This is a genomic window from Thauera sp. WH-2, assembly GCF_048321015.1.
Taxonomy (GTDB): Bacteria; Pseudomonadota; Gammaproteobacteria; order Burkholderiales; family Rhodocyclaceae; genus Thauera.
This window is the reverse complement of the sequence record NZ_JBLWFG010000001.1, coordinates 161,651-174,192: the sequence shown is the minus strand read 5'-3', so window position 1 is coordinate 174,192 and position 12,542 is coordinate 161,651. Positions and strand designations below refer to the sequence as shown.

Below are 12,542 nucleotides of genomic sequence, written 5' to 3'. Positions count from 1 at the left end.
GCTTGAGCGGTAGTCGCTTTCATTCGCCGGCTTGCCCGCTCAAACCTTGAGATGAGACCTTGCCTCACCCACGGAAATCGAGCGCTTACTTCTTCTTGCCGCCGCCCGGCTCGGCTCCGAAACGGCCACTGAGATACTGGGCAAAATCGGCGCCGGTTTCCGGATGGCGCAGGCCGAACTCGATCGTCGCCTTCAGGTAGCCGAGCTTGGAGCCACAATCGTAGCGGACACCGTCGAACTGATAGGCCAGCACCGCCTCCTCCTTCAGCAGCGAGGCGATTGCGTCGGTGAGCTGATATTCGCCGCCGGCACCCGGCTTCAGCGCGCGGATGTGGTCGAAGATGCGCGGGGTCAGGATGTAGCGTCCGACGACCGCCTGCGTCGTCGGTGCCTCCTCGGGCTTCGGCTTCTCGACGATGCCGGTCATACGCTGCACCTGCCCCTTGTCGGACTCTGTGCTGACGATGCCGTAGCTGCGGGTTTCCTCGCGGGGCACGTTCATGGTGCCGAGCACCGAACAGCGGTGATAGTTGTAAACATCCACCATCTGCTTCAGTACCGGCGTCTTGTCCTTGTTGTCGAGCAGGTCGTCCGCGAGGATCACCGCAAAGGCCTCGTCACTCACCACATGGCTGGCGCACATCACCGCGTGGCCAAGGCCGAGCGCTTCCGACTGGCGGATATAGATGCAGTTGACACCCTTCGGCACCGTCTTGCGCACGATGTCGAGCAACTCCTTCTTGCCGCGCGCCTCGAGCTCGGTCTCAAGCTCGTAGGCCTTGTCGAAGTGGTCCTCGATCGAGCGCTTGGTACGCCCGGTGATGAAGATCATGTCGGTGATGCCCGCCGCCACGGCCTCCTCGACCGCGTACTGGATCAGCGGCTTGTCCACGATCGGCAGCATCTCCTTCGGGCTCGCCTTGGTGGCGGGCAGGAAGCGCGTACCCATGCCGGCAACCGGAAACACTGCCTTGGTGACCTTCTTCATTTCTTATTGCTCTCCCAGATTGAAAGGATGCCGCAACGCAGCGGGCGCCATCATGCGCCCGTCCGCGCCGGTGCGCATCCACCGTTTGTATCCGATTCGCTCAGCAGCCGCAGCAAGCCGTCCTCTTCGAGGATCGCGACCCCGAGCGCCTGCGCCTTGTCGAGCTTCGAGCCGGCCTCCGCACCGGCCACCACGTAGTGCGTTTTCTTTGAGACGGAGCCCGCGACCTTGCCGCCGCGCGCCTCGATCAGCGCCTTGGCCTCGTCCCGCGTCAGCGTCGGCAGCGTACCGGTCAGCACGAAGGTCTTGCCGGCCAGCGCACCCGCAGCGGCCGCGGCGGGCTCGCCCTCTTCCCAGTGCAGGCCCGCAGCGCGCAGCTGCTCGATGACCTCGCGGTTATGCGGCTCGGCGAAGAACGCGGCGATCGCATTCGCCACGATGGGGCCCACATCCGGCACCCGCTGCAAGGCATCAAGGTCGGCCGCCATCAGGGCGTCCAGCTTGCCGAAATGCCGTGCCAGATCGCGTGCGGTCGCCTCGCCCACGTTGCGGATGCCGAGCGCGAAGATGAAGCGCGCGAGCGTCGTCGCACGGCTCTTCTCGATCGCCGCGAGCAGGTTCTGCGCCGACTTCTCGCCCATGCGCTCCAGGTTGGCCAGCGCGAGCACGCCCAGCCGGTAGAGATCGACCGGCGTCTTGACGATCGCCGCATCGACCAGCTGATCGACGAGCTTGTCGCCGAGGCCCTCGATGTCCATCGCGCGACGCCCCGCGAAATGCAGCAAGGCCTGCTTGCGCTGCGCAGGACAGAACAGTCCCCCGGTACAACGCGCCACCGCCTCATCCTCGCCTCGCACGACGTGCGAGCCGCATACCGGACAGACGGGAAAGCGCTCGAGCAGTACGAAGCGTGGCAACTCGGCCGTGCGCCGCTCCACCACCGGCGCAACCACCTCGGGGATCACGTCACCGGCACGGCGTACGATGACCCAGTCACCGATGCGCACATCCTTGCGATCGATCTCGTCCTGATTGTGCAAGGTGGCATTCGTGACCGTCACCCCGCCAACAAACACGGGTTCGAGTCGCGCCACAGGGGTCAGCGCCCCGGTGCGACCGACCTGCACTTCGATATCGCGCAGCAGCGTCACCGCTTCTTGCGCCGGGTACTTGTGCGCCACCGCCCAGCGCGGTTCACGAGTAACAAAACCCAGCTGCTGCTGCAGCGCACGCGCGTTGACCTTGTACACCACGCCGTCGATGTCGAAGGGCAGGCTGTCGCGCAACCCGGCGATGCGGGCGTGGAAATCCGCCAGCCCCTGCGCACCCTGCACCACTGCACGGTGCGCGCACACCGGCAGCCCGAAGTCGGCGATCGCGTCGAGCACGCCGGCGTGGGTGTCGGGTACCTGCCAGCCCTCCACATCCCCCAGGCCGTAGGCGTAGAAGGACAAGGGACGGCGCGCAGCGATGGCGGGGTCGAGCTGGCGGATGCTGCCTGCGGCAGCGTTGCGCGGGTTGACGAAGGTCTTCTCGCCGGCCTCTGCCTGGCGTGCATTCAGGCGCTCGAAATCCACGCGGCGCATGTAGACCTCGCCACGGACCTCGAGCACCGGCGGCGCCTCGCCGCGCAGGCGCAGGCGCAAGGGGACAGCCTTCATCGTGCGCACGTTGCTGGTGACATCCTCTCCGGTCTCACCATCCCCCCGCGTGGCCGCCTGCACCAGCAGGCCCTGCTCGTAGCGCAGGCTGATCGCGAGGCCGTCGAACTTCAGTTCGGCTGCGTATTCCACTGGCGGATCCGCATCCTCGAGCTTGAGCGCGCTCCGCACCCGCGCGTCGAAGCTGAAGGCGCCGCTCGCCTCGGTGTCGGTCTCGGTGCGGATCGACAGCATCGGCACGCGATGGCGCACCGGGGGGAACTGTGCCAGCGGCTTGCCCCCCACGCGCACCGTCGGCGAGTCGGGCGTGCGCAGCGCTGGATGCGCAGCCTCCAGCGCCTGCAATTCGCGGAAAAGGCGGTCATACTCCGCATCCGGAATGGTCGGTGCATCCAGCACGTAATAGGCGTGGTCGTGGCGCGCGATCTCCGCCCGCAGTGCGGCCGCACGCGCTTCCGGGTCGCCCTCGCTGGCGCCCGATGCCTGATCGAAGAGATCCATCAGTGCGAGAACAGGCGCTGCGCGAGCGGACCGCCCGCGGGAAGATCGGACTCGGCCATGCGTGCCTGAAACTGCTCGATCTGCACCCGGATCAGCGCTGCCGCATCCGTACCGAAAGGCGCGCGGTTGTCATCGACCACATCGCCGTCGAGCGCGCGCGCGAGCTCGTTCGCGGTGTGCATCATGCGCTCGAAGACCTGGGCGCCGTGCGCGACGCGCGGGACGTCGATCACCAGCGTGATGCCGGGCGTGACGAGCTTGTCGAGGTTGTCGCGCGAGAACAGCCCGGCGTCGAGGTTCGCAAGCATGAACTGGCTGCTGGTGCCGTCGATCGCATGGAAGCAGCCATCCTCGCCCAGGGTCAGGCCGAGGCGTTCCGCCTGGCGCCGGATCTCACCGCCTTCGAACTGGCCGTCGCGGGCGACGATATTCACGCCGATCTGCACATCCACATCCGCGCAGAAGCGGTCGAGCTCAGCGGCGTGCTTCAGGGTTTCGGCCCGCGGCGGCAAACCCGGCGGGAGCGCCATCAAGGCATCCGCCACGCGCTGCACGCCGCCGGTAAAGCGCATGAAGTCGGTTTCACCGATCGATCCATGCCGGTCCACGAGCTGGAGCGCCGCACAGAACCAGTTGCACGTGCCTTCGCTGTCAGGGCCGAGCTGCTGCCAGAGGTTCTCGGTGTCCTTGAAGCCGAACCAGCGCACCGGCTTGCTCAGGCCCGCGAGCTGGGCGATCTGTTCGTTCCAGACGCGCGAAACGTCCAGCGCTTCGATCGTCTCGAGCCGGATCACGCAATCTGCGCGAGCGTCCAGCAGACGCGGCAGGTCAGGCACGCTGCGTCGCAAGGGCGCTTCACTGACGCGCCGCGCAGCGTTGTCCGACTCGCTGTCCACGCGGAACTCGCCGGGCTCCCGGCGCGCCGACCCGCCCCCACCCTCCGCGTCGGCGCGCGGCTCGAGCAGCACATCGCGGTGCTCCGACCTGAAGGCGCGCTCGGCGTTGCGCTGGTGCTTGCGCTCCTGCCACTTGTTGTAGCCGACCACCAGTACCACCGCGCCGATTCCGACTGCAACCAGCGCGATCTGAAGTTCGCTGTCCATGAGTTTTCCGAAAGACTCCGTCTTGCCCCGTATGCCCTACGCCGCGACCGGATCGGCCAGGCGCAGCGCCTCTTCGATATCCACTTCCACGACGCGCGAAACGCCCTGTTCCTGCATCGTCACCCCCACAAGCTGCTGTGCATACTCCATCGTGATCTTGCTGTGACTGATGAAGATGAACTGCGTCTGCGATGACATGCGCTTGACCATGTTCGCATAGCGTTCGGTGTTCGTATCGTCCAGCGGCGCATCCACCTCGTCAAGCATGCAGAAGGGCGCCGGGTTGAGCTGGAACATCGAGAACACCAGCGCAATCGCGGTCAGCGCCTTCTCGCCCCCCGACAACAAATGGATGGACGCGTTCTTCTTGCCCGGCGGTTGCGCCACGATCTGGATGCCCGCGTCGAGAATCTCCTCGCCGGTCAGCACCAGCTCCGCCCGTCCGCCGCCGAACAGCTGCGGAAACAGCGCCGCAAACTGCCGATTGACCGTATTGTAGGTCTCCTGCAACTGCTCGCGCGTTTCCCTGTCGATGCGACGGATCGCATCTTCAAGCGTGTCGATCGCCTGCAGCAGGTCTTCTGTCTGAGCATCGAGGTAGCCCTTGCGTTCCGCTGCACTCTTCAACTCGTCCAGCGCAGCCAGGTTCACCGCGCCCAGGTCAGCGATCTCTCGTGCAAGCCGGGCAAGCTCACGCTGCAGACTGCCTTCCTTTGGCCCCTCCTGAAGCAGGGGCGTGAGTGCGGCTTCATCCGCCTTCACCTCGATCAGGCGCTCCTCGAACTGCTGCACCGACAGCTCGGCGGCCTGCAGGGCCAGACGCAACTCGGCCACGCGGCTGCGGATCGGTGCAGCCTCGTGTTCGGTGCGCAGGCGCGCCTCCTCCACCTGCTTCAGGGCGGCGGCCGCATCGGCCAGCGCGTCGCGCCGCGCGGCCAACGCTGCCTCGCGGCGGGTGCGCAGTTCGAGCGCCGTGTGCAGGGCCTCGGTACCCCGGCGGTCATCGGTCGCTTCAAGCTCAGCCTCGCGGGTGCGGCTTTCGCTTTCGATGCGTGCAAGCTGCTCCTCTGCGAGTTGCCGGTTACGGGCGATATCGTCGAGCTTGCCCGCGCACTCACGCTCGGAGAAGCGGGCTTCCTGAAGCTCCCGGCCCGCAGACTGTTCCAGCGCGCGCGCCTCGCGCAGCGCCTGCTCCCGATCGCGCAGGATCTCGCTGGCAGCCTCCAGGCGCTCACGCTGAAGCGCCGCCAGCTCTGCAGCGCGCGCCTGCTCCAGCTCGGCCCGCGTGAGGTGCTCTCGCTCGGTGCCTTCGAGATGCAATACATCCTCCAGGTCGCGCACCAGCTGGCTGCGGCGCTCTTCGGCCCGACTGCGGGCCTGCGCGAGCTTGAGCACCTCGACCTGCTCGGCATGGACCTGCGACTGCACCGCCTGCGCGTCCTTGCGCAGCGCGCCAATGCGCTCCTGCACATCACTCGCCGCGGCCTCGGCCGCGTGCAGCGCGTCATGCGCGATCAGCGCCTCTTCCTCCAGTGTCTGCTGCGCATGGGCAAGACTCTCGATCTCGCGCTGGCGCTCGATGACGCCGTGCGTGCGGGTGTCGGGCGCATGGTACGAAAGGCTTGCGCGCGTGAGCACCTGACCCTGCGCACCGACCAGCCTTACGCCCACGGGAAGCTCTGCATGGCGGGCAATCCACGGGGCGAGGGCCTCGACCGCGTAGCAGCCTTCAAGCAGATCCTCCAGCAGTGGTGCGAGCTCTGCCCGGATGCAGGTCACCAGCGTGCCGAGCGGCACGGTCCCTGCCAAGGCCACCGCGTTCGCGGGCGAATCTGCGACCTGTCGCGCCAGCCCGAGACCGATCGCGACCGATTCCGGCGGGGCCTCGTCGAGCAGGCTGTGCGCGGCGGACCGCGCGGCTGCTTCATCGGGCGCGATCAGCGCGGACAATCTTTCGCGCAGCACGGCCTCGACCGCGGCATCCCAGCCGGCCTTCACCTGCAGGAGCTCCCACAGCGGCGGGAGCTGCTCGAGTCGGTGACGCTTGAGCCAGTCCCCGAGCTTGCCCTGTGCCTGCACCCGAGCCTGCAACTGGACCAGCGCGTCCCGCCGCGCGCGCAGTTCGGTGAGGTTGCGCTGCGCAGCGCGTTCTCGCTCGAGCGCCGTCTTGAGCGCCACCTGCGCATCCGGCAGGCGCGCCTGCAAAGCGCCCAGCTCCTGGTGCGCCTGCTCGGACGCTTCCTGCAGCGCCTCCAGCCGCGCTTCGCGCTCGAGCAATGCGCACGCGTCCGGACCGGTAATCGCAGCGCGCTCGGCCTCGAGCCGGCCGCGCCGCTGCTGCAGAGCCTCGAGCGCGCGGTGGGCGCTCGCTCGGTTTGCCTCCTCCACCCGCAGCTGCTGTTCGGTCTGCGCCAGTTCGCGGCGGGCTGCAGCGACCGTCGTATCCGCCGCCTGGCGTGCCGCATCAAGCTCCGGCACACGGTCGGCGATCTCCGCATGGCGCGCCTCGGCCTGCTCCGCACGCATCGCCGCATTGAGCGCCAGTTCCGACCAGCGCTCATGGTCGCCCGCCAGTCCCTCGCGGCGCGCCTGCCAGTGCGCATGGTCAAGCCCGAGCTGAGTGATGCGCGCTTCGAGCCGCTTGCGCGCCTCGCCCAGGTGCTGGAGCTCGGTCTCGAGCCGGCTCACCTCGGCGCTGACGGCGAACAGGTCGTTCTGCGCTTCATGGACCGACTCCGACGCCTGGAAGTGGGCGTCGCGGCAGGTTTCGATTGCCGTCTCCAGACTCTGCAGACGCTCGCTGTCGAGCTCGACCCGGCGGGCGGCTTCACCGAGCTCGGCCGCGATCCGCGCGTGCGCATCACGTGCCTCGTTGCGCTTGAGCAACCAGAGCAACTGCTGCCGCTCGGTGTGGACGGCGCTGAGCTGCTGGTACCGAGCCGCCACTTCGGCCTGCCCCTCGAGGTGGCCGATGCGCTCGCCCAGCTCCATGCGGATGTCGTCCAGGCGGGCCAGGTTGTCGCGCGCGTCACGCAGCCGCCCCTCGGTCTCCTTGCGCCGCTCACGGTATTTGGTGACGCCCGCCGCCTCCTCAAGGAAGCCGCGGATCTCCTCCGGGCGCGCCTCGATGATGCGAGAGATCATGCCCTGCTCGATGATCGCGTAGGCGCGCGGACCCAGGCCGGTACCGAGGAATAGGTCGATGACGTCCTTGCGGCGGACGTGCACGTTGTTGATGTAATAGGTCGACTCGCCCGAACGGTCGAGCACGCGCTTGACCGAAATCTCGGCGTAGCGCGACCACTGCCCCGCAGCCTTGCCCTCGGCATTGTCGAACACCAGCTCCACGCTCGCACGCGATACCGCCTTGCGCGTCGTCGAGCCGTTGAAGATAACGTCCTGCATCGACTCGCCGCGCAGCGCGGAGGCCCGCGTTTCGCCCAGCACCCAGCGTACCGCGTCGATGATGTTGGACTTGCCGCAGCCATTGGGTCCCACCACGCCGACGAGGTTGCCGGGCGTAAGCACCGTGGTCGGGTCGACGAAGGTCTTGAAACCGGCGAGTTTGAGCTTGGAGAGACGCACGTCGGAACCAGGCGGAGAGCGCGCGCGAACGCGCCGCAGGGCGGTCGGAAAGGCTGCGCATGATACCATTTCCGCCCATCCCGACTTCGCGCGGACGCGCCCAGCGCGTACCCGATCCGTATCAAAGTGAATCCGAATCTTGCCCGCCTGCAGACCTACCCCTTCGAGAAACTGCGCGCGCTGTTCGCAGGCATCGAGCCGCCCGCGCACCTGAAGCCGATCCGGCTGTCGATCGGCGAGCCGCAGCACCCGACGCCGGGCTTCATCCGCCAGACGCTGGCCGACAACCTTGGCGGCCTGTCGAGCTACCCCGCCACGCTCGGCAGTGACGCGCTGCGCGGCGCGATCGCGCACTGGCTCGAACGCCGCTTTGGCTTGCCGAAGATCGACCCGGCAACGCAGGTGATCCCGGTCGCGGGCACGCGCGAGGCACTGTTCGCCTTCGCGCAATGCGTGGTCGATGGCACGAAACCCGGCGCCAAGGTCCTGTGCCCGAACCCCTTCTATCAGATCTACGAGGGGGCGGCCCTGCTCGCCAACGCCGAGCCGATCTTCATCAACAACCTGCCCGAGAACGGCTTCGGCTCGGATTTCGGCAGCATCGACGAGGCCGTCTGGCGCGACGTCCAGCTCGTCTATGTGTGTTCGCCGGGCAACCCCACCGGGCGGCTGCTGAAGCTCGAGGAGTGGAAGACGCTGTTCGAGCTGTCTGACCGCTACGGCTTCGTGATCGCTGCCGACGAGTGCTATTCCGAGATCTACTTCGACGACGACGCCAGGCCGATCGGCGGCCTGGAGGCGGCCTGGCGCCTGGGGCGCACGGATTTTCGCAACGTGGTGATGTTCTCCAGCCTGTCGAAGCGCTCGAACGTGCCCGGCATGCGCTCTGGCTTCGTGGCAGGCGATGCGCGGATCCTGAAGGACTTCCTGCTGTACCGCACCTACCACGGCTGCGCGCTCAACCCGGCAGTGCAGGCCGCCTCGGTGGTGGCGTGGAACGACGAGGAGCATGTCGAGGAGAACCGCCGCCTCTACCGCGACAAGTTCGCCCGCATCACGCCCATGCTGCAGCCCTGGCTGCCGGTGTCGCTGCCGGACGCCGGCTTCTACTACTGGGTGCGCACACCGATCCCGGACACCGAGTTCGCCCGCCGTCTGCAGGCTGAATATAATGTGACGGTCCTGCCGGGCAGCTTCCTCGCCCGCGAAGCCAATGGCGTAAATCCGGGCGCCGGCTTCGTGCGCATCGCGCTGGTGGCCGACACGCACGAGTGCGTCGAGGCGGCCGAGCGCATCATCGATTTCTGCAAAACACTCTGAGAGAGATTTCCCACATGCACGCTCTGCAACCGATCATCGACGACGCTTTCGAAAACCGTGCCAGCCTGTCGCCCGCCTCCGCCCCGGCCGAGATCCGCAATGCGGTGGAAGAGGTCATTGCCGGCCTGGACGCCGGCACGCTGCGCGTGGCCGAGAAGAAGGACGGCCAGTGGGTGGTCAACCAGTGGATCAAGAAAGCCGTGCTGATCTCCTTCCGCCTGCGTGACAACGAGGTGGTACAGGCCGGCGGCCTCAACTTCTTCGACAAGGTGGCGACCAAGTTCGGCGACTACACGCCAGAGCAGTTCCGCGAAGGCGGCTTCCGCGTGGTGCCGCCGGCCGTCGCGCGCAAGGGAAGCTTCATCGGCAGGAACGTGGTGCTGATGCCGTCCTATGTGAACATCGGCGCCTACGTCGATGAAGGCACCATGGTCGACACCTGGGCCACGGTCGGCTCCTGCGCGCAGATCGGCAAGAACGTGCACCTGTCGGGCGGTGTCGGCATCGGCGGCGTGCTCGAACCGGTGCAGGCCGGCCCGGTGATCATCGAGGACAACGTCTTCGTCGGCGCGCGTTCCGAGGTGGTGGAAGGCGTGATCATCGAGGAGAACGCGGTGCTGTCGATGGGCGTGTATATCGGCATGAGCACCAAGATCTACGATCGCGAAACCGGCGAAATCACCTACGGCCGTGTGCCGGCGGGCGCGGTCGTGGTGCCCGGCAGTCTGCCCTCGGCCTGCGGCAAGTACAGCCTGTACTGCGCGGTGATCGTGAAGAAGGTGGACGCCCAAACGCGCGCCAAGACCGGCATCAACGAGTTGCTTCGCGGCGCTTGATTCACTCCGTAGGAGCGCCTTTGCCGCGATGACCTTGCGCGCGCGCAAGAGGCGCTCCTGCGATGCTCACGATCTTTTGTCCGGGACCTTCACGCCATGATTTTCGACAGTCTCTTCCAGCTGATGGCCGAGAAAAAGGCCTCGGACCTCTTCATCACTGCAGGCGCCCCGATCCACATCAAGATCCAGGGGCACACCATGCCGATCAATCAGCAGATGATGGATCCGCTGATGATCCAGCGCATGCTGACCGAGGCCATCACCCCGGCGCAGATGACCACCCTCGAAAAGGATCGGGAACTCAACCTCTCCTTCGGTCGTCGGGACCTGGGCAACTTCCGGGTCAACGTGTTCTGGCAACGCAACTCGATGGCAGTGGTGGTGCGCTACATTCAGAGCGATATCCCGACCATCGAGAGCCTGGGGATGCCGCCGGTGCTCAATGAAGTGGTGATGGAAAAGCGCGGCCTCGTGCTCGTGGTAGGGGCGACCGGCTCGGGCAAATCCACCACGCTGGCCTCCATGCTCGACCACCGCAACGGGAGCCGCAGCGGTCACATCCTCACGGTGGAGGACCCGATCGAGTACCTGTTCAGACACCGCAAGTCGGTGGTGAACCAGCGCGAGGTCGGCATCGACACCAAGAGCTGGAACGAGGCCTTGCGCAATGCCATGCGCCAGGCCCCGGACTGCATCCTGATCGGTGAGATCCGCGACCGGGAAACCATGCAGGCAGCGATCTCGTATTCGCAGACGGGCCATCTCTGCCTCGCAACGCTGCACGCGAACAACGCCTACCATGCCCTCAACCGCATCGTGAACTTCTTCCCGCTGGAGAACCGTCAGCTGCTCTACCTGGACCTCGCCGTCGCCCTGCGCTGCATCGTCTCCCAGCGGCTGGTGCGCAAGCCCGACGGCAAGCGCATTCCCGCAGTGGAGATCCTGATGAACACCCGCCACACTGCCGAGTTGATCGAACGTGGCGAACTGAACGGCATCAAGGAGGCCATGGAGCAATCGCTGGCGCCCGGCTCGCAGACCTTCGAACAGGCACTGTACCGGCTCTACAGCGAAAAGCAGGTCACGCTAGAAGAGGCGCTGGCCAACGCCGATTCGCCCACGAACCTGCACTGGCTGATCAACAACGCGCAGATCCAGAGCGCAGAGTTGAAGTCGACACAGGTTCGGACGCCGAAAGCGATGGACTTCGAAGCGAGTTCGCCGGACGGCGCCTCGTTCCAGGAGTTCACGCTCGACCTGAACAACAACTGAGCACGTACTGAGGCGCGACCGCACTGCCGGTCGTGCCCGAGACCCCCATGACAGAAGACCTTTCCACGCGGGCCCTGGCCCGTGCGCTCATCGCTCGCCCATCGGTCACGCCCGACGATGCAGGCTGCCTCGAACTGATCACCGACCGGCTGCGCCCGCTCGGGTTCACGATCGAGCGCATCGACACCGGCGGCGTCAGCAATCTGTGGGCGCGGCGCGGAACCGCGACGCCCGTGCTCTGCTTCGCTGGCCACACCGACGTGGTACCTCCCGGACCGGCCGAGGCCTGGACCACTCCGCCCTTCGCACCCACCGAGCGCGAGGGCATGCTGTACGGACGGGGCGCTGCCGACATGAAGACCTCGCTCGCGGCATTCGTGACCGCGATCGAGCGCTTCGTGGCGCAGCACCCCGCCCACGACGGCAGCATCGCGCTGCTGCTGACCTCCGATGAGGAAGGCATCGCCACCCACGGTACGGTCAAGGTGGTGGAGGCGCTCGCTGCCCGTGGCGAGCGCCTGGACTACTGCATCGTTGGCGAACCAACCTCGGTGAAGACCTTGGGCGACATGATCAAGAACGGCCGGCGTGGCTCGCTTTCGGGCACGCTGCGCGTCAAGGGCAAGCAGGGGCACGTCGCCTATCCACAGCTCGCGCGCAACCCGATCCACCTTTTCGCACCAGCGCTGGCCGAGTTGGCATCGACCACCTGGGACGAGGGCAACGCGTTCTTCCCGCCCACCACCTGGCAGGTGTCCAACATCCACGCAGGAACCGGCGCCAACAACGTCATCCCGGGCGTGTGCGAGGTGATGTTCAACTTCCGTTTCAGCTCCGGGTCGAGCGCCGAAACCCTCAAGGCCCGCACGCATGATGTACTCGACCGCCACGGACTGGACTACGAGGTCGACTGGCACTTGTCGGGAAAACCCTTCATCACCGGGCGAGGCAGGCTGGTCGGCGCGCTATCGGCGGCAATCCTGGATACGCTGGGAGTGGAAACCGAGCTGTCAACCACCGGCGGCACCTCCGACGGACGCTTCATCGCCGAGATCTGCAAGGAAGTGGTCGAGTTCGGCCCGGTCAATGCAAGCATTCACCAGGTGAACGAATGCGTTTCCCTCGATGCGATCGAACCGCTTTCGGTGGTCTACGAGCGAACCCTGGAGGGACTGCTGACGGCCTGATGTGACGACGGCGAATCCAGGAACCAGCCCCCGGCCAGACATCGCCACCCCGTAACGCCTTCAGCCCACTGCACACCTTTCGCGGGCAA

8 protein-coding genes are annotated in these 12,542 nt (G+C 66.5%); 4 read left to right on the top strand and 4 right to left on the bottom strand.

Features of this window, described 5'->3' with window-relative positions; translation table 11 throughout:
• Nucleotides 1-85: 85 nt before the first annotated feature.
• The 4 genes from galU to smc are packed head-to-tail and all read right to left on the bottom strand — an operon-like array spanning nt 86 to nt 7,838.
• Nucleotides 86-988: a UTP--glucose-1-phosphate uridylyltransferase GalU gene (gene galU, locus ACNKW1_RS00895; protein ID WP_418362730.1), complete on the bottom strand. Its 903-nt coding sequence runs from the start codon at nt 986-988 to the stop codon at nt 86-88.
• 50 nt (nt 989-1,038) lie between these two features.
• Nucleotides 1,039-3,150 (bottom strand): NAD-dependent DNA ligase LigA, encoded by a 2,112-nt coding sequence (gene ligA / locus ACNKW1_RS00890; protein WP_418362729.1) that lies wholly within the window; start codon nt 3,148-3,150, stop codon nt 1,039-1,041.
• Complete coding sequence (locus tag ACNKW1_RS00885) at nt 3,150-4,253, bottom strand: cell division protein ZipA C-terminal FtsZ-binding domain-containing protein (protein ID WP_418362728.1); 1,104 nt, start codon at nt 4,251-4,253, stop codon at nt 3,150-3,152. The genes ligA and ACNKW1_RS00885 overlap by 1 nt, the downstream gene beginning before the upstream one ends.
• Before the next feature lie 36 nt (nt 4,254-4,289).
• Nucleotides 4,290-7,838, bottom strand: a complete 3,549-nt coding sequence (smc, locus tag ACNKW1_RS00880) for a chromosome segregation protein SMC (protein WP_418362727.1) — start codon at nt 7,836-7,838, stop codon at nt 4,290-4,292.
• Nucleotides 7,839-7,964: 126 nt separating this feature from the next.
• Between smc and dapC the strand changes: the two genes are divergently transcribed.
• From dapC to dapE, 4 genes are all read left to right on the top strand, one after another.
• Nucleotides 7,965-9,158, top strand: a complete 1,194-nt coding sequence (gene dapC / locus ACNKW1_RS00875; RefSeq protein ID WP_418362726.1) for a succinyldiaminopimelate transaminase — start codon at nt 7,965-7,967, stop codon at nt 9,156-9,158.
• Between the two features lie 14 nt (nt 9,159-9,172).
• On the top strand, nt 9,173-9,994 hold the full coding sequence (gene dapD / locus ACNKW1_RS00870; protein WP_418362725.1) for a 2,3,4,5-tetrahydropyridine-2,6-dicarboxylate N-succinyltransferase: 822 nt from the start codon (nt 9,173-9,175) through the stop codon (nt 9,992-9,994).
• A gap of 96 nt (nt 9,995-10,090) precedes the next feature.
• Nucleotides 10,091-11,266 (top strand): PilT/PilU family type 4a pilus ATPase, encoded by a 1,176-nt coding sequence (locus ACNKW1_RS00865; RefSeq protein WP_418362724.1) that lies wholly within the window; start codon nt 10,091-10,093, stop codon nt 11,264-11,266.
• A 47-nt stretch (nt 11,267-11,313) separates the two neighbouring features.
• The gene (dapE, locus tag ACNKW1_RS00860; RefSeq protein ID WP_418362723.1) at nt 11,314-12,453 is read left to right on the top strand and encodes a succinyl-diaminopimelate desuccinylase; all 1,140 of its coding nucleotides are present in this window, start codon (nt 11,314-11,316) and stop codon (nt 12,451-12,453) included.
• Nucleotides 12,454-12,542 lie beyond the last annotated feature (89 nt).

Bases quoted from the DNA above. Each gene is read 5' to 3' on its own strand.
- dapE (WP_418362723.1), top strand. From the start codon at position 11,314: ATGACAGAAGACCTTTCCACGCGGGCCCTGGCCCGTGCGCTCATCGCT.
- ligA (WP_418362729.1), bottom strand. From the start codon at position 3,150: ATGGATCTCTTCGATCAGGCATCGGGCGCCAGCGAGGGCGACCCGGAA.
- galU (WP_418362730.1), bottom strand. From the start codon at position 988: ATGAAGAAGGTCACCAAGGCAGTGTTTCCGGTTGCCGGCATGGGTACG.
- ACNKW1_RS00865 (WP_418362724.1), top strand. From the start codon at position 10,091: ATGATTTTCGACAGTCTCTTCCAGCTGATGGCCGAGAAAAAGGCCTCG.
- ACNKW1_RS00885 (WP_418362728.1), bottom strand. From the start codon at position 4,253: ATGGACAGCGAACTTCAGATCGCGCTGGTTGCAGTCGGAATCGGCGCG.
- dapD (WP_418362725.1), top strand. From the start codon at position 9,173: ATGCACGCTCTGCAACCGATCATCGACGACGCTTTCGAAAACCGTGCC.